The sequence below is a fragment of the Dietzia cercidiphylli genome, assembly GCF_039531545.1.
GTDB classification, from domain to species: Bacteria; Actinomycetota; Actinomycetes; order Mycobacteriales; family Mycobacteriaceae; genus Dietzia; species Dietzia natronolimnaea.
Genome location: NZ_BAAAQG010000010.1, coordinates 141330 through 165701, shown reverse-complemented (window position 1 = coordinate 165701; position 24372 = coordinate 141330). Strand labels below are relative to the sequence as shown.

Below are 24372 nucleotides of genomic sequence, written 5' to 3'. Positions count from 1 at the left end.
ACAGCGGGGTGGTGGCAGCGCGGTGGTGACAGCGGGGTGGTGGCAGATGCCGTGATCAGGCTCGGGCGACGAGCGCGGCCACGTCCACGCCGTCGGGAAGTGCACCGTACTCGGCCGAGCGCTCGTCGCCGAGCCTGGCCAGGCAGAACGCCTCGGCGACCGCCGCCGGGGCGTGCGCGAGCAGGACCGCGCCCTGCTGGGCGAGTGCCATGGCCTCGACGAGTCGTCGTGCGATCGCGGGCGCCGCGGCAGGATCGGACACCGCGCGCCCGATGAGCCCGCGGACGCGCTCGACGTGCCGGTCGAACAGCACGTGGTGCCCGGTCTGGGCGGTGAGCTCGGCATCGAAGGCGGCCACCGACTCCGGCTCACGGGCCATCGCGCGCAGGACGTCGAGCGCGATGACGTTGCCCGAGCCCTCCCACACCGCCAGCACCGGCTGCTCGCGGTAGCGGCGGGCCAGCGGGAACGCCTCGGTGTAGCCGTTGCCGCCCAGGCATTCCAGCGACTCGTAGGCGTGGTTGGGTCCGCGCTTGCACGTCCAGTACTTGGCGACCGCGGTGGCCAGCCTCCGGTACGCGGCGGACTCGTCGTCGTCATAGGCCGCTGCCAGGCGGGTCGCCGTCCAGGTGGCGGCCTCCGCCTCGAGTTGGAGGTCCGCCAGAACGGCGGCCATGGCCGGCTGGTCCACCAGGGTCGCCCCGAACGCCGCCCGGTGTCGTGCGTGCCACGCGGCCTCGGCCACGCCCTGGCGCATTCCGGCCGTGGCGCCCAGGACGCAGTCCAGGCGGGTGCGCCCGACCATCTCGATGATCGTGCGCACCCCACGGCCGGGATCGCCGACCATCCAGCCCAGGGTGCCGTCGAACTCCACCTCGGACGAGGCGTTGGACTTGTTGCCCAGCTTGTCCTTGAGGCGTTGGACCAGGAAGGGGTTGCGCTCGCCGCCCGGGAGGACGCGGGGGACGAGGAAGCAGCTCAGTCCCTCCGGTGCCTGCGCCAGCACCAGGAAGGCGTCCGACTGTGGGGCCGAGCAGAACCACTTGTGGCCGCGCAGCACGTGCAGGCCGTCCCCGACCGGGGTGGCCGTGGTGGTGTTGGCCCGGACGTCCGACCCGCCCTGCTTCTCGGTCATGGCCATCCCGAACAACACCCCCGACTTGGTGGCGGGGTCGCGCAGCTCGGGGTCGTAGACCCTGGACATCAGCGCCGGCTCCCATTCCGCGGCCAGCTCCGGGCTCAACCGCAGGGACGGCACCACGGCGTGCGTCATGGACAGCGGGCACCCGTGCCCGGCCTCGATCTGCGACACCAGCATGAAGCCGGTGGCCCGCTCCACGGTGGCGCCGGGCCCCGGGTCCGCCCAGGCGGAGGTGTGCACCCCGCGGGACACCGAGTACTCCATGATCCGGTGATAGGAGGGGTGGAACTCGATCTCGTCCACCCGGTTGCCCCACCGGTCGTGGGCGCGGTGCACCGGCGGCAGGGTGTTGGCCAGCTCCGCGTCGTGCTGGTACTGCCCGGTGCCCACGTGTCGGCCGATCTCGTGGAATCGGTCGGTGACCGCGCCGGGCGCGAAGACTCCCACGGCCTCCCGGAGTGCGGGATTGAGCGCGTACTCGTCCACGTCCACGCGCGGCGGCGCCTGGTTGAGGACCTCGTGGGTGGTGTGGTTCCGAGTGGTCGACATGTGCTGGGTCCTCCTCCGGCCCGCGGTACTCAGGACTTGAAGTACATGAGTTGGTGGCTGGTGGCGAGCAGGGTGCCGTCGCGGCCCCACAGTCTCGCCGATTCATCGTGGTAGTTGCCGTGGAACCGGTGGGCGTGGACGCTGCCCAGGATGAAGTCCGTGCCCTGGGCCGCGATCTCGTCCGTGGTGGCCAGGTAGTGGATCGTCAGCGTGACCGTTCCCGCGGGGATCGGCCGGCCGAGCCGGAGGAACGACCTGGGGAAGAACGAATCACACATCGCGGTGAGCGCGACGTGGTCGAGGGGGCGGGGCGGGGTGTCGCGGATCCACATCGTCGTCGTCGAATCCGGGCTCGTCTGTCCGTCCTCGACCGACTGCCACGCCCCCGTCACGAACCGCATGTCGTAGTTGTCCACCCACTTGACCCCACGGTCCGCCGCGGCCGGGGTCAGGTCCTCGGGTGCGGGGACCCCGGGCGGGCCGACCTCGGTCTCCGACCACGTCTCGCGGCGAAGCGCGGTGATCGCCGTGGCGGTGGTGACCACCTGATCGCCCTGGCGCATCTCGAGCCACCAGTGCTGGTTGGAGCGGTTGGTGCGGGTCGGAAGCACCTCGATCTCGAACTCGCCCTCGGCCACCGGGCCCGCGTAGTTCAACGTCAGAGCCAGCGGGTCACCGTGTCGCTCCGGGTGCTGCAGGATCGCCTGCAGCATCGTCGCCGCGGTCGTCCCGCCGAACGGCCCGACCATGTTGGCCCACGCGTCGACCGTGCGGCCCCGGACCAGGTTATCGCCGCCGCGTTCGAGAGCGACGGCCTGATCCAGAGTGTGTCCAGGGGCGTATCGACCGGTCACGGCACTCTCCTCATCGGGCGGCGTGAGGGGTGCGCCGCCGGGTGGTCCCACCGTACCGAGGGGTCGGGGGGCGCCCGGTCACCACTCACGGTGGTTCTCCGGTGTGACCCGTGTCACCATGGGGTGTACTCGATCGGAGAGGCGATCTCGATGCCCGGAACCGTCAGCACACCGAACGTCAGAAAACCGAACGTCAGAACACCGAACATCAGGGCCCTGACCGCCACGGCCCTGACCGCCGGCCTGCTCGCGTCCTGGGCGCCCGCTGCATCCGCGGTCAACACCGACTCCCTCATGCCTCCGCCCGCCGGGTGTTCGGTGGACGTGCAGCGGATCGCCGCGCAGACCCCCGGGCCGTTCCCCGGGGTCGGGTGGACGGTCGGGCAGAGCGGGAACCTGTGCGGTGAACTCGGCTACCTGTTCCTGGAGACCGCGGGCGGGACGGTCTCGTCGCCCACCCGTGTCGTGCTGTTCCACCGGGGCGAGCAGGTCGCGACGCAGCCCGGCACCACGCCGCGTGTCCTGCTCGGGCAGCACAGCGACTTCCACGTGGAGCTGCGCGTGCAACAGGAGCCGGTGGCGGGCCAACCTAATGCGGAGGCCGTCTACGCCTCCACCATCTACGTGTGGAACCCGTTCGCCGGCGCGGGGGACGCGACCCCGATCGGTCCGCTACCGCCCGGGATGACCCTCTAGCCAGGGCGACGGGGTGGCGACGTGACCGGGGCCGACGGAGTGCGGGGAGGCGGTCGGTCGCCGGTCTACGCGGCCCTCGCGGTGGTCGTGGTGGTCGGGGTCCTCGTCGCGACCGTCACCACCGTCGCGCTGATGCGATCGCGCGACGAGACGTCTCCCGAGGTGGCCGCCCCGGCCGGCCCCAGCACCACCGCGACCTCGACCCGGGCCTCTCGCGCCACCATCACCGCTCCCGCCACGCCCACCGCGGTCGTCCCCGCACCCGCGGCGGTGTGTGACGCCGGGGTGATCAACACCGACCTGGGGTACCCGGACAGCGGAGCGCGGATCATCGACTGCGACGCCGGCTGGGCGGTCATGGCCGGCGACATCTCGGGAGACCCGTTCTGGGTGGTGTTCCGGAACGGCCGGTGGCGGCAGGCCGATGGGGTCTCGATCTACACCATGACCTGCCCGGACGAGGCCATCGCGATGGGCGCCCCGGCGTGGATGGCCCGCAGGCACCTCGTCACCTGCCGCACGTCGATGACCTCCGCCGTCGTCCCCTCGCCGCGCGCGATGACGACCCGGGGCGCGGCCCCGCCGACGACGATCCGGACCACGGCGGCCCCGACGACGACCCGGGCGCAGACGTCGATGCCGACCTCGACGCCCGCGACCTCGCAGACGCCGACGGGGGCGCCCTCCGACACCTCGACGGCCACCGCGGGGTCAGCGACGGCCGGCACGGCGACGGTCGCGGCCCCCGGCGCCGCAGCGGACCGGGCGCCCTGACGTCCCGCCGGCCGGAGGGCGATCCCCGTCGGGGGGAGGGCGATCTTCCCCGGCCGGATGTCGATCCCCCCCGGCGGTCAGATGCGCTCGAGGAACCCGGCGATCGCCGCCCATGACTCCTCGGGGGCCTCCTCCACGAGGTAGTGCCCGGCGTCGATCGCGCGGCCCTCGGCCCGGGGCAGCCGGCCGCGCCAGACCTCCAGCGGATCCACCTCCGCGCCCACCTTCCCCCGGGCGCCCCACAGCACGAGCGCGGGCAGGTCCGGCCGGCGGTGCAGATCCGCCTCGTCGTGGGCGAGGTCCACGGTGGCAGCCGCCTGATAGTCGCCGCAGATCGCGTGGATGACGCCGGGTCGAGCGATGGCCTGCTCGTACTCGGCCAGGGCCACCGGATGGAACGCCTCCAGCGGGGAGTAGAGGCCGGCGAGGGCCGAATGGAGGAATCGCACCGGGTCGTCGGCGATCATCGGCTCCGCGATCTCGGGCCGGGCCAGGAAGCCCCAGTGGTAGTAGGCGCGGATCATCTCCGGTGACATCTGCCGCCACACCTCGGTGGTGGGCAGGATGTCGAGCAGCGCCACGCCCCGCACCAACCCGGGCCGATCGAGCACCAGCCGATGCGCGGTCCGGGCACCCCGGTCGTGTCCGATGACGACAGCGGTGTCGTCGTCGGTCCCGTCGCGTTCCCCGTCGCCTGCCGGACCGGACCCACCTCCCCCGAGCTCGCCGATCAGTGCGGTGACGTCGGCGGCCATGGCGCGGAAGGAGAAGTCGTCGTCGAGGCACTCCGAGGCGCCGTATCCGCGCAGGTCGGGAACGGCGACGGTGTGCCGGGTGGCCAGCCCGGCGGCGATCCGGTGCCACATCGCCCCGGTCTGCGGGTACCCGTGCAGCAGCACGACCAGCGGTCCCGATCCGCCGACGCGCACCCTGATCCGGGCGCCGGGCGTCTCGATCACGCGGGAGCGGAAACCGGGGAAGAGATCGGGTCCGTCGGTCACCGGGTCTCCTTGGCCTTCAAAGGGGGTCGCCAGGGCGACGCTAACAGGCACAATCGGTCCATGCACCGATCCCGGCGAGCCACATTCGTAGAGTTGACGCAGGGCAGGTCCTTCCCGCCGATGTCCGGCCGCGCGGCCCCGGACCTGGCGGCGGCCGGGTTCGGCGAGTCGGAGTGGGCGTGCAGCGGCGAGGCCGTCTCCTACGACACGGTGGCGACACCGGGCGACGGGCGCGTCGAGCTCACCGAGGCCGATTCCGCGCCGTTCGCGACCCGCGTACTGGTGCGGCGGCCGGAACCTGGGTCGTTCAGCGGCGTGGTGCTGGTGGAGTGGCTCAACGTCAGTGGCGGGCAGGACGCCGCGCCGGACTACACCTACCTCGCCGACGAGATCCTCCGGGCGGGTCACGCCTGGGTCGGGGTGTCGGCCCAGTTCATCGCGGTCGAGGGCGGGGACGCCGCGGTGGGCCTCGGCGGCCAGACCAAGGGACTCCGAGCCCAGCGGCCCGAACGCTACGGGGACCTGCACCACCCCGGCGACGCGTACGCCTACGACATCGTCACGCAGGTGGGGCGCTACGTGCGCGAGCCGGACGGGGAAGGGCCGCTCGCGGGTCTGCGCGCGCGGTCGGTCATCGCGGTGGGCGAGTCGCAGTCGGCGTTCGCGCTGACCTCCTACGTCAACGGCGTCCACCCGCGGGCCGGGGTGTTCGACGCGTTCCTCCTCCACAGCCGTGGAGCCGGGTACCTGCCCTTCGACGACCGCGGCCGCGGGAGCGACATCGTCGCCGCCCTCGGTCGCGGCCCGGCGACGCTCCGCGAGGACGTTGGCGCGCCGGTGATGGTGGTGCAGGCGGAGGGCGACCTGATCGGCCGGATCGCCTCCCTGCCCGCCCGCCAACCCGATTCGGAGTCCGTGGTGACCTGGGAGATCGCCGGCCAGGCGCACGCGGACCTCTATCAGCTGGGTGAGTTCGCGCAGTTCGTCGACTGCCACGGCCCGGTCAACAGCGGTCAGCAGGTGTTCGTCCTCCGCGCCGCCCTGAGGCACCTGGTGTCCTGGGTCGCCGGTGGTGCGCGCCCGCCGGCCGCGCCGCCGGTGGAGATCGACGACGACGAGGTCGTCACCGACGAGATGGGCAATGGCAGGGGTGGCGTGCGGACCCCCGTCGTGGAGGCCCCGGTCGAGCAGCTCACCGGCGTGCCCCATCCCGAGGCGCAGCCCCTGTGCATGCTCCTCGGGCGGACGGTGGAGCTTCCCGAGCAGGTGCTGCGGGAGCGGTGGCCGGGCGGTGGGCAGACCGGCGGAGGGCAGTCGGGGCGTGAGCAGTACCTGGCGGCCTATCGCGCGGCCACGGACCGGCTCATCGCCGAGGGGTTCCTCCTGCCCGAGGACCGCGAGGAGATCCTGGCCGACGCCCGACCGGAGCGTCTCACCTGGTGAGTCGGGTGCGGGTCTCCCGGCGGGGTGCTCGGCCCCAGGTGAGTTCGGGTGATCGCGTGAGCAGGATGACCGCCACGAACATCGCCTGGGCGCCCACATAGGTGGCCATCACCACGAGGTCGCGGTTCGCCCAGTCGACGAGATCGGGCCGGAACGCGCCCAGCGCGATCAGGCCGTCGGACAAGACGAACAGGGCGCCGCCGAGCGCGCCGACCCAACCGTGGCTCGACGCGAGCCACGCCACGGCGAGAAGCAACATCCCGTAGACCACCACGGCCGGGGCGAGCATCCCGGCCTCCGGAACCGTCACCGCCAGCAGCGCGACCGCCACCACCATGAGCAGCAGTGTCCACGCGAACGGCGACCGGCCCCGGTCCACTCGGGTGAAGGCGACGATCCACAGCACCTGGGCCACGGCGAACCCGCCGATCATCGCCAGGAACCGCGCGTCCTCCGGCATCACCTTGGGTAGCGAGTCCCCGACCCAGCTGGCGGCCAACGCGGCCAGCGCCCAGGGCCAGGCGGGTCCGCGGTCATCGGGCGGTGACACGAGCAGCACCACCGCCAGCGCGGGCATGAGCAGCACCTGCGACCACGCTGCCACCGCGTCGGCGCCGGTCAGAAGCGCGATCAGGTGGACGAGCGTCACCACGGCGACGGGGCCCCAGCTCAGTGCGCGCATGCCCACGACGCTATCGCCGGTCACCGCCGCGCGCCGGGGGATGCGCCACCTCGTCGTCGTCGGGTGACGGCGTGCCCCGTCAACGCGACCATCACCGCGGCGCAGCACAGCACGCCCACGCCGAACGCCATGGTGATGCCCTCGTCGGTGGAGTAGGTCGACTCGGACGGGTGGGCGGCGAGCACCGCGGCGGACAGCGCGGCACCCACCGCGCCGCCGACCGTGCGCAGGACCTGGTTGAAGCTCACGGCGCTGCCGAGTTGGTCCACGGCCACACTCCGGGCGATCAGCGCGGGCATGGCGGCGTACCCGGATCCGATCCCCGCGCCGAACAGGAACATCCCGACGGCGAGCGTGAGGAAGTCGCCGTGCGCCCACCACAGCAGCAGCGACGCCACGGTCATCACCGCCGCACCGACCGGTAGGAAGACCGCCATGTCGACTCGGCGGGAGAGCGCCCTGACCGCGCGATTGGCCAGGAAACTGCCGACGGACAGCGGCGCCATCATGAAGCCCGCCCACATGAGCGGGACGGCGAGGCCGAAGCCGGTGTCGGTGGGGGCCTGGGCCACCAGGCTCGCGATCGACAGGCCGATGTACAGGGCGGTGCCCAGCCCGATCGCGGTCGCGTTGGCCAGCAGCACCTCGGGCCGGCGCACCACCCGCAGGTTGATCAGCGGGTGCCGGGTGCGCACGCTGTGCACGCCCCACGCGGTCAGGGCGGTCACGGCCACCGCGAGGGTCCCCAGGGCGCGCGGAGAGGTCCAGCCCCAGCCCTGGGCCTCGGAGATCCACAGCAGCAGGGTGGCCAGGCCGACGCCCAGCAGAACGGCTCCGGGCAGGTCGAGGGGTGTCCGCGGGGCGAGTGGGTCGGGACCGGCGGGGACGAAACGCCACACCCCGGCCGCCGCGGTGGCCACGAACAGCGCGGCGAAGGCGAACGCGGACCGGTGGCCGAACCCCGCGGCCAGCAGGCCGGTGAGCGGGTACCCCAGCCCCATTCCCACCGAGACCGTGACCGACAGGGTGGAGATGGCCGGCTGGGACTCGGAGTAGCTCAGGTGTCGGCGGGCCAGGGCGATGGTGACCGGGACGGTGCCGTAGAGCAGACCCTGCAGTGCCCGGCCGATCAGGAAGATCGTGAAGTCCGTGGCCACGGTGGCGATGACCGATCCCGTGAAGATCACCGCCAGCGACGCCAGGAGCAGCCGCCTGGTGTGGGGGCCGTCCGCCAGGCGACCCATGATCGGGGTGGCCACCGCGCCCACCAGCAGGTTCACGGTGAGCATCCACTGCGCGGCGCTGACGGTGATGCCGAACTCGCCTGCCACCGACGGGACGAGCAGCATGCCCAGCGAGCTGACGATCGCGCTGGTGAGCCCCGCGTAGACCAGGGTCTGGAGGAACCAGCGGGGTGCGGGAGCGCGGTCGGTCGAGGTCACCTCGTGCCCTCGGCGTCGAGCCTGCCGAGCAGGGGCACGGCTGCCGCCAGGGTGGCGCGTTCGGACTCGCTCAGCTCGTCGGTGACCGCGTGGATCAGCCACTCCTGCCCGGCCGAGCGTTCGGTGTCCAGACGTGCGCGGCCGCTGTCGGTGAGGGTGATCAGGACCCGCCGGCCGTCGGCGGGGTCGGGGCTGCGGGAGACCAGGCCCATCTGTTCGAGTTCGCGGACCGCACCCGCCACGGCCTGATGGCTGATCCGCTCGTGCGCGGCGAGGTCGGTCGCGGTGAGCGAACCGTGGCGGTCGAGGCGGGCCAGGATCCCGACCTTCCCCATCGACAGCGTCCGGTGCTCGCCGAGCCGCCGCCACAGCGGGCGCAGCGCCTCGCGCAGGTCGGCGGCGAGCGCGGCCGGGTCGGTGGCCGCGGTGCTCGTGGCGGACGCGGTGGCCGCGGCGGACGCGGTGGCCGCGGCACCAGGGGTGTCGCTCGGGTCGGAGCTGCTCGCAGAGTCGGTCTGGTGGGCCACCCAAGCGATTCTACAAGGAAGTTGCGCAATCTACTTGCGAGACCGAGACCGAGACCAAGACCGAGACCGAAACCCAGGCCAAGGCCGCGACCGAGCCCGAGGCCCAGGCCGCCACCGAGCCACGCGTCGTCGACTGCGTCATACCCGGCGCACCCCAACGAGAAGAGCGTTCCGAGCACCTGCTTCTCGGCGGATGTGTTCGGAACGCTCTTCCCGATGAAGGGGGGCGCAGGCCAGCGCGACCCGGCAGGACGCGCGTAGCCGCGGGGGTCGTCGACTCAGTACGTCCCGCAGTTGACCGGGGCCGGCAGGCCGTCGATCCGGTCGGCCAGGTACTGCACCGTCCCTCCGAGGCCGGAGAGCATCGGCACCGCGTGATTGATGACCAGCCCGGTGGCCACCGGCGGGGTGTGGTCGATCACCATCTCGACGGCCGCACCCTGCGCGCACCAGTCGCGGCCGAGTCGCTGTGACTGGTGACCGGGCACCACGTCGTCGTTCACGGGGGACAGGATCCGCACCGGCGTGGTGGGCGACAGGCGGCCGATGCGTTGGCGCTCCAGGTAGTCCATGATGGCCGGATCCTGCCTGGCGATCTCCCCGGCGGACTGGCCGGACCGCGTGAAGTTGTTGGTGCGCTGCTGGAAGAACTGGATGGCGGTCTCGCCGATGCACTGGTCGGAGGTGGCGGCGAGCATCGCCCGGCCGTGGTCGTTGAGGTAGGCGTCGAGGAGCGGGTCCATCTCCGGGTAGGCGTCGACCAGACTGTTGAGCGAGTACCCGATCACGCCGGCGATCGCCGACCCGTCTGCCCTCTCGAGAGTGGCCAGGAGGTCGGCGGGCGGCGATCCGGCGGCGGTGCCGACGAGGTTCACCTCGGCCGCGTACCGCGGATGCAGTTCGGCGGCTGCGGCCACAGCGCCGCCGCCCTGCGAGTACCCGGAGAACACGGTGCGCGGCGAGGGTCCGATGTCCGCACCAGGGATCCGCGGCGCGGCACGGGCGATGTCCAACACGGCACGGGCCGAGGACTCGCGGTGGACGTACGGGTGGATGCCGGGCGTGCCCAGCCCCTCGTAGTCGGTCATCGCGACCGCGTAGCCGCGGGCCAGCAACGCGTAGGCCTGGATGAGTTCGTAGCCGAAGCCCACGCCGGGCGGGTCCGTGCGGACGGTGGCCAGGTTCTGGAAGGTCTTCGACGGCGCGCAGTGGTCGGCCTGACCCTGGGTGCCCGGTGCGAGCACTGCGAGCGGCCGCGTCCCCGGGCCGGTCCACGGCGCGCGGGGCTGGAGGTACGTCCCCGTCACGGCGATTGGCTGGTTTCTCGACCCCGCGGAGGTGTACATGATGCGCTGGGCATCGGTCGAGATCGGGCCCGCGCCGTCCGAGACGAACTCCGCCCCGGGGATCGGTGGGATGGCGCCGGCGAGTGGGAACGACTCGGTCTTGACGAGTGCTCCCGCGCCTGCGGGCAGCTGGGCGGGCGGTTGATAGAACGCGGGAGCAGGGTCGTTGGACGAGCCCTGGGCTGCGGCGACCGGGGCGAGCGCGGCCCCGCCCCCGATGGTGGTCGCCAGAGCGGTGGCGAGTGCGGCAGCGCGCAGCGCGGTTCGACGAAGTAACACGGTCCCCCCGGACTTAATGTGTCGTGAATCACTGATGAGCGGAGTCTAAGTCGCCGCCCTCTCGCGTGGGTCGGGCACCCTCCCGGAGCTACCGTCGTAGCCATGACCGAGCACCCGCCCGCCACGCCCGACACCACTGACCATGAGCCCGGATGGGCGGAGGTCGACGCATTCCTCGACGAGGCGATGGGGCTCGAGGACCAGGTGTTGCGGGATGTGCGTGAGGCCACCGCGGCGGCGGACCTGCCCCCGATCGAGGTCTCCGCCGCGCAGGCGCGGTTCCTCGCGCTGCTCTGCCGGATGATCGGCGCGCGCCGCGTCCTGGAGTTCGGGACTCTCGGCGGGTACAGCGCGGCCAGCGTCGCCCGCGCCCTGGGGGACGACGGCGAGGTGGTCACTTTGGAGATCGACCCGCGGCATGCCGAGGTGGCGCGCGCAAACTTCAGACGGGCCGGGGTGGCCGATCGCGTGGAGGTACTCGTGGGCCCGGCCTCGGAGTCGGCGCGGGCGCTGATCGACACGGGTACCGAGCCGTTCGACATGGTGTCCATCGACGCCGACAAGCCCGGCAATCCGGGCTACGTCGAGCTCGCGTTGCAGTTGACCCGCCCGGGCAGCGTGATCGTAGTGGACAACGTCGTGCGCCACGGCGCGGTCGCGGACGCGGGCTCCGACGATCCCGGGGTGCTCGGCAGCCGCGAGGTGCTGACGCTGCTCGGCGGTCATCCGCGACTGGACGCGACCGCCCTGCAGACGGTGGGCGCCAAGGGCTGGGATGGCTTCGCGGTGGCTCGCGTCCGCTGAAGTCGGCGTTGCGGGCCGCAGGTCAGCCGGTGCGCAACCGGCCCGCCGCCTTGTGTCGTTCCAGCTCGGTCATGCCGCCCCAGACGCCGTAGAGCTCCCGCTCCTCGATGGCGTACCGACGGCACTGGTCGAGCACCGGGCACTGCCGGCAGAGCTGCTTGGCGAGTTCCTCGTTCTTCCGCCTCGTGCCCTTGAGGTCGTGGTCGTCGTTGTAGAACAGGTCCTGGTGGCCGACGCAGTTGCCGCGGTCAGCCCATGCCCATCGATCGTCCACTGCGGTCGAGGCGGCCTCAGCCAAATGATCATCCCACTTCCCGGGTCGGCGACGAGTCGAAAGACCGTGCGCGGAACAACGTCCCATCATCCGTTGTATGAAAGCGGGCGGACTACACCCCCAGGGGTGTGATCGCCGTATCGGGGCATCCGAGGGTTCGTTGCTAAGGTCTGTCCATGCCGGTCAGGGTGACTGTGATCAACGACTACCTCGTCGTCGTAGCCGGGGTGAACGCCATACTCTCGGAGTACGCCGACCGCATCGAGGTCGTGGAGAAGCGCACGGTCTCCAAGGGGGCGGCTCCGGTGGACGTGGCCCTGTACGACACGTTCGCCGCACCGGTGGGGAAGCACGCCCGCCTGGCTGCGCTATGTCAGGACCCGTCGATCGCTGCGGTCGCGGTCTACTCCTTCGCCGCTGACCGTGCTGCTGTCGAGGACGGTCTGGCGTTGGGGGCGAACGGTTTCCTCTCCAAGTCCCTGTCCGCTCCGGATCTGGTCCGGGGGATTGAGGAGATCGCGGCGGGTCGCATCGTGACGATGGTGGGGCCGGGGTTGTCCGCCACGGGGGCCAACGACTGGCCCGCCAAGGAGGCCGGCCTCTCCGCCCGCGAAGCCGAGATGGTGGGCCTGATCGTGCAGGGTATGTCGAATCATGACATCGCCGACCGGTGCTACCTGTCGGCGAACACGGTCAAGACCTACATCCGTGCTGCCTACCGGAAAATGGGTGTGACCACGCGTGCCCAGGCGGTGGCCTGGGGTATCGAACACGGCCTGAAGCCCGACCGCCAGGCCTGAGCCGCGGGCGTCCCGGGGTTCGGGGCGTCGCGCGCCTTGAAATAGGTACCCTAGGGGGGTACCGTATCTCGCATGGCCGAGCACGGATACACCCCGAACAAGGACGACCACCTCAAGCGGCTGCGCCGCATCGAGGGTCAGGCCCGCGGTCTGCAGAAGATGGTCGAGGAGGACAAGTACTGCATCGACATCCTCACGCAGGTCTCCGCCATGACCCGGGCGCTGCAGTCGCTCTCGCTCAACCTGCTCGAGGAGCACCTGGGCCACTGCGTGGCCGGCGCGATCGAGCACGGTGGCCCGGAGGCGCAGGCCAAGCTCACCGAGGCCAATGCGGCCATCGCGCGCCTGGTCAAGTCGTAGTCCGCTCCACCGAGCCGCCCTCCACCCGTCTGCAACCATCAGAGGAGAACCCCATGTCCGACACCGCCACCTTCACCGTCTCCGGAATGACCTGCGGCCACTGCGTCGCCTCCGTGAAGGAGGAGGTCTCGGAGATCCCCGGCGTCACCGATGTGGAGGTCGACCTGGAGTCGGGCCGCCTCGTCGTCGTCGCCCCCGATCCCGTCGACCCCGCCCTCGTCCGCGCCGCCGTGGACGAGGCCGGGTACACACTCGACGCCGCGGAATGAGGTGGCCACGATGAGCCGCACCGACACCAGCACTGCCGGCAGCCTCACCGGTGAGCCGGCGACGACTTTCGTCGACCTCCAGATCGAGGGAATGACCTGCGCCTCGTGCGCCAACCGGATCGAGCGCAAGCTCAACAAGCTCGACGGCGTCACCGCCGAGGTCAACTACGCCACCGAGAAGGCGCGCGTGGAGTACGCCCCCGGCGTGGAGTCGCAGCTCCTGCTGGACACCGTCGAACAGGCCGGGTACTCGGCGCGGTGGCCACAGCCCCGCGCGTCCCGCCGCGGCACGCCTGCCGCCCCGGGCGAGGGCCACGCAGACGGGGCCGCCGCCGCGACGGGACATGCCGGCAACGCCACCGACGACTCCGCGGCCCCTGACCGGGTGGAGAGCCTGCGCCACCGCGTGATCGTCTCCGCGCTGCTGTCGATACCCGTGATCGCGATGGCCATGATCCCGGCGTTGCAGTTCACCAACTGGCAGTGGCTCTCGTTGACCCTCGCCGCTCCGGTCGTCGTGTGGGGCGGGTGGCCGTTCCACCGCGCGGCGGCGATCAACATCCGGCACGGCTCGTTCACCATGGACACCCTCGTGTCGATCGGCACGTCCGCCGCCCTGCTGTGGTCGCTGTACGCCCTGTTCTTCGGCCACGCCGGGATGCCGGGCATGACCCACGGGTTCGAGTTCTCCCTCTCGCCCAGTGACGGAGCGGGGGACATCTACCTCGAGGCCGCCGCCGGGGTCACCACCTTCGTGCTGCTGGGTCGCTACATCGAGGCCCGGTCCAAGCGCACGGCCGGGGCGGCGCTCCGATCGCTGCTCGAGCTCGGCGCCAAGGACGTCGCGGTGCTGCGCGACGGCGTCGAGACGCGGATCCCCGTGGAGAACCTGCAGGTCGGTGACGAGTTCATCGTGCGCCCCGGCGAGAAGATCGCGACCGACGGCCGGATCGTCGACGGCGCCTCCGCCGTCGACACCGCCATGGTCACCGGTGAATCCGTGCCAGCCGAGGTCTCCACCGGCGACGCCGTGGTCGGCGGCACGGTCAACACCAGCGGGCGGCTGATCGTCCGGGCCACCCGCGTGGGATCGGACACCCAGCTCGCGCAGATGGCGCGGATGGTCGAGGACGCACAGTCCGGGAAGGCCGCCGCGCAACGCCTGGCCGACCGCATCTCCGGGGTCTTCGTCCCCGCCGTCCTGGTCTTGGCGGCCGCGACGTTCGCCTTCTGGCTGCTCACCGGATCCGGCACCTCCATGGCGTTCACGGCCGCGGTCGCGGTGCTCATCATCGCCTGCCCCTGTGCGCTCGGTCTGGCCACGCCCATGGCCCTCATGGTGGGGACCGGCCGCGGTGCGCAGCTGGGCATCCTCATCAAGGGCCCCGAGGTCCTGGAGTCCACCCGCCGCGTCGACACGATCGTGCTCGACAAGACCGGCACCGTGACCACCGGAACGCCCGCGCTGGTCTCGGTGACCGCCGCGGACGGCGAGGACGAGACGCAGGTGCTGCGCCACGCCGGTGCGGTGGAGGACGCCTCCGAGCACCCCATCGCCCGGGCCGTCGCCGCCGGCGCCCGAGAGCGGGTCGGTGACCTACCGGCCGTAGCGGGCTTCCGCAACACCGAGGGGCTGGGGGTGTCGGGACGGGTCGGAGCCGACCCGACTGACTACACCCGTGACGACGACGAGGTGGTCGTGGTGGGCCGTCCGGCTCTCCTCGCCGAGCAGGAGATGCCGCTGCCGGCCGAGCTCGAGCGGGCGGTCGACGAGGCCTCCGGCCGCGGCCACACCGCGGTGGCGGTGGGCTGGGGTGGCCGTGCCCGCGGGGTGCTGGTGGTGGCCGACCAGATCAAGGACTCCTCCGCCGAGGCGGTCGGGAGGTTCCGCGGCCTGGGTCTCACCCCCATCCTGCTCACCGGCGACAACGCGAGGGTGGCCGCGTCGGTGGCGCAGCAGGTGGGCATCGACCCCGGCCCAGACACCGCGATCTCCGAGACGGTCATCGCTGAGGTGCTGCCAGCGGAGAAGGTGGACGTGATCCGCAGGCTGCAGGCGCAGGGCCGGGTGGTGGCCATGGTCGGCGACGGCGTCAACGACGCGGCCGCCCTCGCCACCGCCGATCTGGGCCTGGCGATAGGGACGGGCACCGACGCGGCGATCGAGGCCTCCGACCTCACCCTGGTCCGCGGGGACCTGCGCGCCGCGGCCGATGCGATCCGGCTGTCCCGCAGCACCCTGCGGACCATCAAGGGCAACCTGTTCTGGGCGTTCGCCTACAACGTGGCCGCGCTGCCCCTGGCGGCGGCCGGGTTGCTCAACCCGATGATCGCGGGCGCGGCGATGGCGTTCTCCTCGGTGTTCGTGGTGGCCAACAGCCTGCGGCTGCGGAGGTTCCGCGCGGCGGTCTGACCCCCGCCGCCCCAGCCGCAGGTCCCGCTACGCCGCTGCGCGGTCCGCTACCCGACTCGGGCAGCGGACCGCGCAGCGGAGATCGGGGGTTCGGGCTGGTCAGTGCTCGCTGCGGCCCTGCATTGCGGAGCTGCCGAGGTCGCTGCCCTGCAACGCGGTCCCGGTCGCTGCCGCCTCGGCCCAGGCGTCGGTGGTGGCCACCGCCGCCAGGTTGGAGTTGAGGACAGCCATGAGCGTCGTGTGCACCTGTTCGGCGGAGGCCGAACCCGCCTCGTTGGAGATATGGATGGCACCCGTGGCGTCGGAGAGCACCTCGACGGCGAAGCCCAGAGGCTCGGCACCCACCGCGCTGCCGATGATGCAGTTGTTAGTCATGAATCCCACGAGCGTGACGGTGTCGATGGAATTCTCGCGGAGCCAGTCGGCCATTCCGGTGCCGTCGAAGATGCTGGCGTAGTTCTTGCTGAACCGGGCCGGGTCGGCGGGGAGGGCCGCCTCCAGCTCCGGGTGGAGTTCCCACCCGGCGCTGCCGCCCGCGAAGACCGGCGCGCCGTCGGGGAGCTCGTGCTGGACCACGGCCACGGGGATGCCGGCCTCACCCGCGACGTCGACCACACGCAGGATCCGGGCGAGCGAGGCGTCGCGGGGCGGGTACTGGATCTCGAGGGGGCCGGTGAAGTACTCGTTCTGGATGTCGACCAGGACGAGGGCGCGGCGGGATTCGGTCATCGGGAGCCTCCGAGGGGGTGTGACGGGATGGCGCCGGCAGCCGCCGACGCCGCGCACCAGTCTTCGCCGCCTGGGCGAGGTACCGTGAGTGGCATATGCGCAGACATTCGATGGATCCGGGCCAGAGTTGAAGATCGCCGTCCACGTGTTCGACGGGATCACGATGTTCCACCTCGCAGCCCCTCTGCTCGTCTTCGGTGAGGTCACCAGGCTTGAGCTCGCGAGCGGGTGGGAGGTGCGTACCTGGAGCGCGGACGGGAGCGGGATCCGGACCGCGGAGGGGGTGTACCTCGACGATCTCAGCGGGCCCGCAATCGCTGCGGAGGCCGATCTCGTGGTGTTCCCCTCGTGGCCCGTCGATCTGCGCGAACCGGATCCGGGCCTGCTCGATGTGATCCGCGCCGCGCGACGCCGCAGCTCCGCGGTCGCGGGACTGTGCCTCGGGGCGTTCCCCGTTGTGGCGGCCGGCGTGCTCGACAGCCGAACCGCGGTCACCCACTGGGAGGTGGCGGACGAGCTCGCCCGCCGGCACCCCGGCGTGGAGGTTCGCTCGGCGGACCTCTACATCGACCACGGCGATGTGCTCACCTCCGCCGGGACGGCGTCGTCGCTGGACGCCTGCCTCCACATCGTGCGGACGCGGCTGGGCTCGGCCGCCGCCTCGGTACTCGCGCGACACATCGTGGTGGCGCCGCACCGGGACGGGGATCAGGCGCAGTATATCCAGCAGCCGATCCCGGAACCAGGTGGAGACGACCGGGTGGCACAGGCCATCGAGTGGGTTCTGGAGAACCTGGACCGCAGGCTCTCCGTGGACGACCTGGCGGACAGGGCGTGCATGAGCCGGCGGAACTTCGTCCGGTCGTTCCAGAGGGCCACCGGGACGACTCCGGCCCGCTGGGTGCTGTCCCGCCGCCTGGACCGCGCGCGGGTACTCCTCGAGCGGTCCTCGGACCCGATCGGTGAGATCGCGCAGGAATGCGGTTTCGGTAGTGCGGTCACCTTTCGCCAGAACTTCGTGCGGGCCTATTCAACCACCCCCACGTCATATCGGAATCGCTTCGCGGACTCCGGCTCGGATCGGGCGGAGACACGGTTGCATCCGCGTTGAGCCTGGGTACGGTGGCGGCCACGACGCCGATATTCACGACGCCGACTAGGAGGTCCACCGGATGACCGCACAGAACCGACCTGGACAGACCGTTCCCGACCAGACAGTTCACGCCCAGACCGTGCCCACTCTCCGCCGAGCCCGCAGGGGCAGCGCCTTCGTCGCACTCACCGCAGCCGCGGTGCTGGCCGCCTCGTGCGGAACGGGGGAGGACTCTCCCGCCGCCGAGGGGACCACCACCCCCCAGGACACCGCCACCACCGCTGACGCGGGAGCCGGGGGCGGGGAGCAGGGCGACCGGGCCTTCGCCACCGCGGAGCTCACAGACCCCGAGGCCGGACCGCTGGGCACGGTGGAGTTCGTCGAGTCCGAGGGCGGCACCCTGGTCACCGTCGAGGCCAGCGGACTCGAGCCCGGATTCCACGGACTGCACATCCACACGACCGGGCTGTGTGAGCCGGACAGCGCCAATCCCAACGACCCCGATGAGAGGGGCGCGTTCCTCTCGGCCGGCGGGCATCTGGCCGGGCCGGACGGCGGGGCCGGGCATCCCGAGCACGCGGGCGACCTGCCGCCGCTGTACGTCGCCGGCGACGGGACCGCCCGCCTCACCACCCTGACAGACCGGCTGGACCGGGAGCTCCTGCTGGACGACGACGGTTCGGCCGTGATGATCCACGAGGACCCGGACAACCTCGCCCACATCCCGGAGCGCTACGCACCGGACGGGCCGGACGAGGACACGCTGATGGCCGGCGACGGAGGCAGCAGGATCGCCTGCGGGGTGGTCGTCGGCTGACCCCCTCCGACACGTGACCGGACAACTGTCCGGTCACGTGTCTGATAACCCCCCGATCAGGCGGCCTGCTCTGGTAGCGTCCGCCGCGAACAGGCGCGCGTCACCACGCGCCGCCTCAGGTCGGGAGGGGACACATGGCCATCCGGGTCGCACAGATCGCCACGGGGAACGCCGGGGCGATCGCCCTGCGCCACCTCATCGAGGACCCGCGCTTCGAGCTCGTCGGCGTCTGGGTGCACTCCGCGGACAAGGCGGGCAGGGACGCGGGTGAGCTCGCCGGTCTCGGGGTGGACACGGGTGTCACCGCCACCACGAGTGCGGCCGACATCGTGGCCGCGGCGCCCGACTGCGTGGTCTACTGCGCGATGAGCGACACCCGGCCGGTGGAGGCCGCGCGCGACATCCGCGAGTACCTCGCCGCCGGGATCAACGTGGCGGGCACCGCGCCCACTCCGCTCATCAACCCCGCCGCGGGCGTCCCCGACAGCGCGCGCGCCAAGCTCGAGGCCGCGGCCCTGGAGGGCGGTGCCACCCTCTTCGTCACCGGCGTGGACCCGGGGTTCACCAACGACCTCCTGCCGCTCGCGATCACCGGCACCTGCCGCGAGGTACGCCAGGTCCGCTGCACCGAGTTCTCCGACTACGCCACCTACGATTCCACCGAGTCGATGGTCGACGTCATGGGTTTCGGCACCCCGCTCGACCAGACCCCGCTGCTGTTCCTGCCCGGGGTGTTGACGGCGGGGTGGGGGGCGTCGATCCACCTGCTCGCCGCCGGGTTGGGCGTGGAGGTGGACGAGATCACCGAACACGTCGAGCGCGAACCCGCCCCGGAGACCTACGAGGTCGCGGCCTGCACCATCGCCGAGGGCACCCAGGCGGGGTTCCGCTTCCAGATCACCGGCATGGTGGCGGGCGAGCCCGTCATCGTGGTCGAACACGTCACCCGGACCCGGGACGACCTGCGGCCGGACTGGCCGTACGCGGTCCAGGAGGGGCACTCGTACCGCGTCGAGGTGATCGGCGAGCCGTCGTACGTCCTCGACCTGGCCGCGCAGAGCGCGGACGGCGACCACAACTACTCGGCGATCCTCGCCGGGGTCGGCAGGGTGGTCAACGCCGTACCCGCCGTCGTGGCCGCGGCGCCGGGGTTGACCACGACGCTGGATCTGCCGCTCACCGGCGCGCCGGGCATCGTCGGTACGCGCTGACGCGTCGACCGACGTCGTCACCACAGCTGTTCACGAGTAGAGGGAGTCGTCATGGGTCGGGTCGAGGGCAAGGTCGCCATCATCACGGGTGCCGCGCGGGGGATGGGCGAGGCCGACGCGCGCCGGCTCGTCGCGGAGGGCGCGAAGGTCGTGCTCACCGACGTGTTGGACGATCAGGGCGAGGCCGTGGCGGCCGAGCAGGGGGAGGGCGCGCGCTACCGCCATCTCGACGTGTCCGATGCGGAGCAGTGGAAGGCCGTCGTCGAGGAGACGGTCGCCGACTGGGGCGGGGTCGATGTGTTGGTCAACAACGCGGGGATCGCCAACGGGGCCGAGCTGCACAGGTTCCGGCATGACAAGTGGCAGCAGATCCTGGACGTGAACCTCACGGGGACCTTTTACGGATGTCAGGCCGTCACCGAGACGATGATCGCCGCCGGTGGTGGGTCGATCATCAACGTCTCGTCGATCGAGGGAATGCGCGGTACGCCGTGGGCTCACGGGTACGTGGCCGCCAAGTGGGCCGTCCGTGGGCTCACCAAATCGGTCGCGCTCGAGCTCGCCCCGCACGGCATCCGCTGCAACTCGCTGCACCCGGGCCTCGTGCGCACCCCGATCACCGAGGGGATCCCGGACGATATGATCCCGATCCCCCTCGGCCGGCTGGGCACCGTCGAGGACGTAGCCAACTTCGTGCTGTTCCTGGCCTCCGACGAGTCTTCCTACGCCACCGCCACGGAGTTCGTGGTGGACGGCGGGACCATCAACGGGATCCCGCACAAGCAGCTGTAGGGCGTGACCGCGGCGGCCTACTTCTCCCGCGGCGCTCGGCCCATCAGGTAGAACTCCGGGTTCGGCCGCATGTCGGTGGCGTTGGCCACCCGGTTGCTCAGCCCGAACAGGCCGGTGATCGTCGCGATGTCCCACGCGTCCTCGTCGTCCAGGCCGTGCGCGTGCAGCGCGGCGAAGTCGGCGTCGACGAGCTCGTCGGACCGCAGGTTCACCTTGGTGGCGAAGTCGCAGATGGCGCGTTCCCGTGGGGTCAGCTCGGCCTTGTGATGGCTCACGGCCAACTGGTCGGAGAGGTACGGGTCCTTCTTGACGATCCGGAGGATCGCACCGTGCGCCACCACGCAGAACTGGCAGTTGTTCTGCGCGGAGATGGTCACGATGATCATCTCCTTGTCCGCCTTGGACATGTTCGAGCCCTCGCGGTCCATCACCGCGTCGTGGTAGGCGAAGAAGGCCCGCCACTCCGCCGGGCGGCGCCCGAACATCAGGAACACCTCGGGGACGAACCCGGCCTTCTCCTGCTCCGTCAGAATGCGCTCCCGCAGGTCGTCGGGGAGATCGGCGAGCTCGGCGAGGGGGAATCGGTCGGACATGTGCGGCTCCGGGGGAGTGGGGCGCCCGGGTGGGGCGCCGGGCTGAGGGGCGGGGAACTGAGCAGTGGAGGGGCTCAGGGCTGGAGGGGCTGGAGGTCTGCCCAGAGGCTATGCCGCGTCGCCCGCCGCCGGATCAGGATCGCGCCGCGGACCCCCACGTGTGTACCCGCTCGATCTCCAGCCAGACGTCGACGCGGGCGCGATCGCGGACCGGGTACGGCTGGTCCGTGTAGTGCCGGGACAGCGCGTCGATGCCGGCCAGGTCCGGGTCCTCGGCGATCTCGGTGATCCGGCCCTGGATGCTCACGTGCGAGTACCAGTCGTCCGCGTCCAGCACGGACAGTGCCACCCGCGGGTCGCGCCGCAGGTGCTGGAGTCGGACCCGGCCGGCGTCGAGGTTGAGGTGGATGCGGTCGGCGACCAACCGGTACCAGGTGGGCACGGTCACCGGGGAGCCGTCCTTGCGCAGCGTGGCCATGACGCACGGATTCGGCCGGGCGAGCAGGCGGCGCAGGTCGTCGGTCAGCGGGGAGCCGGACGGGTGTGCTTCGGACGGGTGTGATTCGGGCTGGTGCGATTCGGACTGGTGTGAGTCAGACACGGCGCGCGGTCCTCTCGTCGGTGGCGGGTACTCCGGTCCAGTGTGCGCGTCGTCCGCGCCGAGGGGTGGCGCTATACCCCCGAGGGTTTTACGGTGGAGTGTGTACCTGTTCCCCACGGAAACGGACACACACCATGCTCTTCGAACGCATCTATGACTACGACCTCGCCCACGCCAGCTACTTCATCGGCTGCCAGAGCAGCAGCGAGGCGATCGTCGTGGACCCCAGCCGCGACCTCCGGCCCTACGTCGAGATGGCCGACCAGCACGGCATGACCATCGTCACGGTCACCGAGACCCACATCCACGCCGACTACCTGTCCGGCACCCGCGAGCTGGCCGCCGCCACCGGTGCCACCACGTACCTCTCCGACGAGGGCGGCGAGGACTGGCGCTACGGTTTCGAGGGCGAGCGGCTCCGCGACGGCGACACCATCGAGCTCGGCAACGTCCGCCTCGAGGCCGTGCACACCCCCGGCCACACGCCCGAGCACCTGATGTTCCTCATCACCGACGGCGCGTTCGCCGACGAGCCCGGTTACGCGCTGACCGGCGATTTCGTGTTCTGTGGCGACCTCGGGCGTCCGGACCTGCTCGACGAGACCGCCGGCGGCAGCGATTCGGGCGGCGAGGACACCCGCTACGAGAGCGCCACGCAGCTCTTCGCCAGCCTCCGCGAGCGCTTCCTCACCCTTCCCGATCACGTCCAGGTGTTCCCGGCCCACGGCGCCGGCTCGGCCTGCGGCAAGTCGCTGGGGGCGCTGCCGTCCAGCTCGGTGGGATACGAGCGGAAGTTCGCGTGGTGGCCGAAGTACGTGGAGAACGACGACGAGGAGGGCTTCATCTCCGAACTCCTCGACGGCCAGCCCGACGCGCCGGCGTACTTCGGGCGGATGAAGCGCGAGAACCGGGACGGCCCCTCCGTGCTCGGCCATCCGTTGCCGGAGCTGCAGGAGTTGCCAGCGGAGGAGGTCGCCTCCGGCATCGAGTCCGGCGACCTCGTCGTCGTCGACCCTCGCCCCGCCGACGACGTCCACGACGGCACCGTCGACCGCGCCATCAACCTCCCCGCCGGCCAGGCGGGCACCTACGCCGGCTGGGCGATCGATCCGGAGAAGGACGCCCGCGGCCTGGTCTTCCTCGCAGAGGACGCCGAGGCGGCGGACGAGCTGCGGCGTCACGTCATCCGGGTCGGCGTCGACTCCACACGCGGGTACGTCACCTCCACCGACGGCCTGCCCACATTCCGCCCCGAGACCGTCACGCCGGAGGACCTGGAGTCCTACGAGCACGCGATGGTGCTCGACGTCCGCGCCACGTCCGAGTACGACGAGGGCCACGTCCCGGACGCCACCCAGCTGCACGGTGGCCAGGTGATGTGGGAACGCGACGAACTGCCCGACTCGGGAAGGATCGTCACCTACTGCCAGTCGGGTGCCCGTAGCTCGGTCGTGGCCAGCGCGCTGCGCAGCGTCGGGTACGACGTCACCGAGCTCGAGGGCAGCTACTCCGCCTGGGAGGACGCCGGGATGCCCACGGAGTGAGTGCTGCGGGTGTCCGCAGCCTGCGCGGCTGCGGTCACAGCTGCTCAGGCTTCTCGGCCAGTAACCTCAGGCAATTCTGGAGTTATTGATCGCGCTGCGTCCTGCGTTTGCGTTTTTCCGGCACCGCTAATCGGGGAATCGCCCGAAGCATATATTGGTCGAACTGAGGAACTGTATACGCCGCGTAACCATGCTCAGGAGTGTAAAGAAGTCCCATTGAAATTAGTTCGGCTCTAGTTGGCGCTTGGTTCTGTGAGGTCCGACCCATTCGCTCGGCCACGTCATTCGCCTTCTGAGGATGCGGTCCGAGGTCTGCCATAGCCCGCAAGTAGGCCCGTTGCAGTTCTGTACATCGATCGAGCCGTACCTGAAAAAAGGACTGGTCGAGTTTTGCGGTGTATCCGACGATTGCGTCATCGATATCCTGACGAGTGATTACGCCCCCATCGGCTATGGTCCAAACGGCGTAGCCGAGCTCTTGGATGAAGTACGGGTACCCTTCGGTAATCTCGAAGGCGTGCTCTAGTGCGTCGTCGTTGAAGAGGACGCCCTCGCTCCGAGCTGGCTCCGATAAGGCGGCAGCTGCATCCGTCTTGGAGAGGTTTCCGATTCGGGGAAACTTGAAAAGTCGTTCGGCGTATGACTTGGCATCTCCGGCTAGTTCGGCTATCTGTGGCAATCCTGCGCCAACCATTGTGATCGGCAATTTGTACTGAACGGTCTTATGGAGAGCGGTAATCATCGCGCCCAATTGCTCTTTGTCGAGAAATTGGACTTCGTCCAAGAGGATGACTACTCCAGTCTCTTTTTCCCGTGCGGCTGTACCCACGGCGACGAACAGGTCCACGAGATCTTGGGTCAAGTTGCCGTTATCGGCAACTCCTTCCGCCGGGGCGATATCTAGTCCGAACGTAACGAGCCCTTCTGGGCTCGCAGTGAGCGAAAACGACTTCGCGACAGATGCGGCATGCTTCGCGCGTTCACTCCACCGGGCCTTGGGGGACAGTTGCAGGAGGGCACTGTAGAAGCGCGAACCAAGGTCACGTCGAAACGCGGAGGTGTCGTTCTTCTCGGCTTCCATGTCCATGACCGTCCACTTGTTCTCCCGTGCCTTCTGGAGAAACTGCTGTAGTAGGACGGTCTTGCCGACTCCTCGGAGCCCAGTGACAATCATTGACTGTTCTGTGCGGCCGCGCTCCAGTCTGGCGAGTAGTACATCAAAAGACTCGAGCTGATCTTCGCGGCCGACAACCACTTCTGGTTCGGCGCCCGCGTTGGGGGTATACGGATTAGTTCTTGGGTCCATGGGGGCAGTTTAGTCGGTTTAGCGCGCTTTAG

25 protein-coding genes are annotated in these 24372 nt (G+C 70.7%); 13 read left to right on the top strand and 12 right to left on the bottom strand.

Annotation, left to right across the window (positions count from 1 at the left end):
- Nucleotides 1-55 precede the first annotated feature (55 nt).
- Complete coding sequence (locus ABD250_RS11415) at nt 56-1690, bottom strand: acyl-CoA dehydrogenase family protein (protein ID WP_179523763.1); 1635 nt, start codon at nt 1688-1690, stop codon at nt 56-58.
- A 29-nt stretch (nt 1691-1719) separates the two neighbouring features.
- On the bottom strand, nt 1720-2544 hold the full coding sequence (locus tag ABD250_RS11410) for an acyl-CoA thioesterase domain-containing protein (protein WP_182658889.1): 825 nt from the start codon (nt 2542-2544) through the stop codon (nt 1720-1722).
- Nucleotides 2545-2694: 150 nt separating this feature from the next.
- On the opposite strand from ABD250_RS11410, the gene ABD250_RS11405 reads away from it, so the two are divergent.
- A complete protein-coding gene (locus ABD250_RS11405; RefSeq protein WP_344392328.1) occupies nt 2695-3240 on the top strand; it encodes a hypothetical protein in 546 nt (181 codons plus the stop codon).
- A gap of 21 nt (nt 3241-3261) precedes the next feature.
- Nucleotides 3262-4014 (top strand): hypothetical protein, encoded by a 753-nt coding sequence (locus ABD250_RS11400; protein ID WP_344392326.1) that lies wholly within the window; start codon nt 3262-3264, stop codon nt 4012-4014.
- Between the two features lie 77 nt (nt 4015-4091).
- Here ABD250_RS11400 and ABD250_RS11395 read toward each other — a convergent pair whose 3' ends face one another.
- The gene (locus tag ABD250_RS11395) at nt 4092-5015 is read right to left on the bottom strand and encodes an alpha/beta fold hydrolase (RefSeq protein WP_095718739.1); all 924 of its coding nucleotides are present in this window, start codon (nt 5013-5015) and stop codon (nt 4092-4094) included.
- A 120-nt stretch (nt 5016-5135) separates the two neighbouring features.
- Here ABD250_RS11395 and ABD250_RS11390 point away from each other — a divergent pair, with 120 nt between their 5' ends.
- The gene (locus ABD250_RS11390) at nt 5136-6458 is read left to right on the top strand and encodes an alpha/beta hydrolase domain-containing protein (RefSeq protein ID WP_182659474.1); all 1323 of its coding nucleotides are present in this window, start codon (nt 5136-5138) and stop codon (nt 6456-6458) included.
- Here ABD250_RS11390 and ABD250_RS11385 read toward each other — a convergent pair.
- The 4 genes from ABD250_RS11385 to ABD250_RS11370 form a co-directional block, all read right to left on the bottom strand.
- Nucleotides 6448-7140 (bottom strand): lysoplasmalogenase family protein, encoded by a 693-nt coding sequence (locus ABD250_RS11385; RefSeq protein ID WP_182659472.1) that lies wholly within the window; start codon nt 7138-7140, stop codon nt 6448-6450. The genes ABD250_RS11390 and ABD250_RS11385 overlap by 11 nt on opposite strands.
- A gap of 20 nt (nt 7141-7160) precedes the next feature.
- Complete coding sequence (locus ABD250_RS11380) at nt 7161-8582, bottom strand: MFS transporter (protein WP_182659471.1); 1422 nt, start codon at nt 8580-8582, stop codon at nt 7161-7163.
- Nucleotides 8579-9109: a MarR family winged helix-turn-helix transcriptional regulator gene (locus tag ABD250_RS11375; protein ID WP_259847921.1), complete on the bottom strand. Its 531-nt coding sequence runs from the start codon at nt 9107-9109 to the stop codon at nt 8579-8581. Before ABD250_RS11375 ends, ABD250_RS11380 begins: the two co-directional genes overlap by 4 nt.
- A 278-nt stretch (nt 9110-9387) precedes the next feature.
- Nucleotides 9388-10734: a lipase family protein gene (locus ABD250_RS11370; protein ID WP_259847920.1), complete on the bottom strand. Its 1347-nt coding sequence runs from the start codon at nt 10732-10734 to the stop codon at nt 9388-9390.
- Nucleotides 10735-10836: 102 nt separating this feature from the next.
- On the opposite strand from ABD250_RS11370, the gene ABD250_RS11365 reads away from it, so the two are divergent.
- Nucleotides 10837-11538 carry an O-methyltransferase gene (locus ABD250_RS11365; RefSeq protein WP_182609598.1) on the top strand — a complete coding sequence of 234 codons (702 nt, stop codon included), beginning with the start codon at nt 10837-10839 and terminating at the stop codon, nt 11536-11538.
- A gap of 22 nt (nt 11539-11560) precedes the next feature.
- Here the strand turns inward: ABD250_RS11365 and ABD250_RS11360 are convergent, their stop codons facing one another.
- A complete protein-coding gene (locus tag ABD250_RS11360; protein WP_338404230.1) occupies nt 11561-11812 on the bottom strand; it encodes a WhiB family transcriptional regulator in 252 nt (83 codons plus the stop codon).
- Between the two features lie 176 nt (nt 11813-11988).
- Between ABD250_RS11360 and ABD250_RS11355 the strand changes: the two genes are divergently transcribed.
- The 4 genes from ABD250_RS11355 (at nt 11989) to ABD250_RS11340 (ending at nt 15654) form a co-directional block, all read left to right on the top strand.
- A complete protein-coding gene (locus tag ABD250_RS11355) occupies nt 11989-12612 on the top strand; it encodes a response regulator transcription factor (RefSeq protein ID WP_182659212.1) in 624 nt (207 codons plus the stop codon).
- 72 nt (nt 12613-12684) lie between these two features.
- On the top strand, nt 12685-12972 hold the full coding sequence (locus ABD250_RS11350) for a metal-sensitive transcriptional regulator (RefSeq protein WP_182659213.1): 288 nt from the start codon (nt 12685-12687) through the stop codon (nt 12970-12972).
- A gap of 53 nt (nt 12973-13025) precedes the next feature.
- Nucleotides 13026-13241 (top strand): heavy-metal-associated domain-containing protein, encoded by a 216-nt coding sequence (locus tag ABD250_RS11345; protein WP_182639948.1) that lies wholly within the window; start codon nt 13026-13028, stop codon nt 13239-13241.
- 10 nt (nt 13242-13251) lie between these two features.
- Entirely contained in the window at nt 13252-15654 is a 2403-nt protein-coding gene (locus ABD250_RS11340) for a heavy metal translocating P-type ATPase (RefSeq protein ID WP_182659214.1), read from the top strand.
- A 99-nt stretch (nt 15655-15753) separates the two neighbouring features.
- Here ABD250_RS11340 and ABD250_RS11335 read toward each other — a convergent pair whose 3' ends face one another.
- Entirely contained in the window at nt 15754-16383 is a 630-nt protein-coding gene (locus ABD250_RS11335) for a cysteine hydrolase family protein (RefSeq protein ID WP_182659215.1), read from the bottom strand.
- 127 nt (nt 16384-16510) lie between these two features.
- Here ABD250_RS11335 and ABD250_RS11330 point away from each other — a divergent pair, with 127 nt between their 5' ends.
- From ABD250_RS11330 to ABD250_RS11315, 4 genes are all read left to right on the top strand, one after another.
- Nucleotides 16511-17494, top strand: coding sequence for a GlxA family transcriptional regulator (locus ABD250_RS11330; protein WP_182659216.1), 984 nt, complete (start codon nt 16511-16513; stop codon nt 17492-17494).
- A gap of 61 nt (nt 17495-17555) precedes the next feature.
- The gene (locus ABD250_RS11325) at nt 17556-18293 is read left to right on the top strand and encodes a superoxide dismutase family protein (protein WP_182639945.1); all 738 of its coding nucleotides are present in this window, start codon (nt 17556-17558) and stop codon (nt 18291-18293) included.
- A gap of 134 nt (nt 18294-18427) precedes the next feature.
- Nucleotides 18428-19504, top strand: coding sequence for an NAD(P)H-dependent amine dehydrogenase family protein (locus tag ABD250_RS11320; protein ID WP_179523749.1), 1077 nt, complete (start codon nt 18428-18430; stop codon nt 19502-19504).
- Between the two features lie 51 nt (nt 19505-19555).
- Entirely contained in the window at nt 19556-20296 is a 741-nt protein-coding gene (locus tag ABD250_RS11315; RefSeq protein ID WP_182616805.1) for a glucose 1-dehydrogenase, read from the top strand.
- 17 nt (nt 20297-20313) lie between these two features.
- Here the strand turns inward: ABD250_RS11315 and ABD250_RS11310 are convergent, their stop codons facing one another.
- Together ABD250_RS11310 and ABD250_RS11305 are read right to left on the bottom strand one after the other, a co-directional pair.
- Nucleotides 20314-20889, bottom strand: coding sequence for a peroxidase-related enzyme (locus tag ABD250_RS11310; protein ID WP_095718754.1), 576 nt, complete (start codon nt 20887-20889; stop codon nt 20314-20316).
- A gap of 133 nt (nt 20890-21022) precedes the next feature.
- Nucleotides 21023-21415 carry a PPOX class F420-dependent oxidoreductase gene (locus ABD250_RS11305; RefSeq protein ID WP_179526039.1) on the bottom strand — a complete coding sequence of 131 codons (393 nt, stop codon included), beginning with the start codon at nt 21413-21415 and terminating at the stop codon, nt 21023-21025.
- A gap of 209 nt (nt 21416-21624) precedes the next feature.
- Between ABD250_RS11305 and ABD250_RS11300 the strand changes: the two genes are divergently transcribed.
- Nucleotides 21625-23034: an MBL fold metallo-hydrolase gene (locus ABD250_RS11300; RefSeq protein WP_182641168.1), complete on the top strand. Its 1410-nt coding sequence runs from the start codon at nt 21625-21627 to the stop codon at nt 23032-23034.
- Nucleotides 23035-23116: 82 nt separating this feature from the next.
- Here ABD250_RS11300 and ABD250_RS11295 read toward each other — a convergent pair whose 3' ends face one another.
- Nucleotides 23117-24340, bottom strand: coding sequence for an ATP-binding protein (locus ABD250_RS11295; protein ID WP_182659217.1), 1224 nt, complete (start codon nt 24338-24340; stop codon nt 23117-23119).
- Nucleotides 24341-24372 lie beyond the last annotated feature (32 nt).

Bases quoted from the DNA above. Each gene is read 5' to 3' on its own strand.
- ABD250_RS11415 (WP_179523763.1), bottom strand. From the start codon at position 1,690: ATGTCGACCACTCGGAACCACACCACCCACGAGGTCCTCAACCAGGCG.
- ABD250_RS11405 (WP_344392328.1), top strand. From the start codon at position 2,695: ATGCCCGGAACCGTCAGCACACCGAACGTCAGAAAACCGAACGTCAGA.
- ABD250_RS11390 (WP_182659474.1), top strand. From the start codon at position 5,136: ATGTCCGGCCGCGCGGCCCCGGACCTGGCGGCGGCCGGGTTCGGCGAG.
- ABD250_RS11385 (WP_182659472.1), bottom strand. From the start codon at position 7,140: ATGCGCGCACTGAGCTGGGGCCCCGTCGCCGTGGTGACGCTCGTCCAC.
- ABD250_RS11365 (WP_182609598.1), top strand. From the start codon at position 10,837: ATGACCGAGCACCCGCCCGCCACGCCCGACACCACTGACCATGAGCCC.
- ABD250_RS11355 (WP_182659212.1), top strand. From the start codon at position 11,989: ATGCCGGTCAGGGTGACTGTGATCAACGACTACCTCGTCGTCGTAGCC.
- ABD250_RS11350 (WP_182659213.1), top strand. From the start codon at position 12,685: ATGGCCGAGCACGGATACACCCCGAACAAGGACGACCACCTCAAGCGG.
- ABD250_RS11345 (WP_182639948.1), top strand. From the start codon at position 13,026: ATGTCCGACACCGCCACCTTCACCGTCTCCGGAATGACCTGCGGCCAC.
- ABD250_RS11340 (WP_182659214.1), top strand. From the start codon at position 13,252: ATGAGCCGCACCGACACCAGCACTGCCGGCAGCCTCACCGGTGAGCCG.
- ABD250_RS11335 (WP_182659215.1), bottom strand. From the start codon at position 16,383: ATGACCGAATCCCGCCGCGCCCTCGTCCTGGTCGACATCCAGAACGAG.
- ABD250_RS11325 (WP_182639945.1), top strand. From the start codon at position 17,556: ATGACCGCACAGAACCGACCTGGACAGACCGTTCCCGACCAGACAGTT.
- ABD250_RS11320 (WP_179523749.1), top strand. From the start codon at position 18,428: ATGGCCATCCGGGTCGCACAGATCGCCACGGGGAACGCCGGGGCGATC.
- ABD250_RS11315 (WP_182616805.1), top strand. From the start codon at position 19,556: ATGGGTCGGGTCGAGGGCAAGGTCGCCATCATCACGGGTGCCGCGCGG.
- ABD250_RS11310 (WP_095718754.1), bottom strand. From the start codon at position 20,889: ATGTCCGACCGATTCCCCCTCGCCGAGCTCGCCGATCTCCCCGACGAC.
- ABD250_RS11300 (WP_182641168.1), top strand. From the start codon at position 21,625: ATGCTCTTCGAACGCATCTATGACTACGACCTCGCCCACGCCAGCTAC.
- ABD250_RS11295 (WP_182659217.1), bottom strand. From the start codon at position 24,340: ATGGACCCAAGAACTAATCCGTATACCCCCAACGCGGGCGCCGAACCA.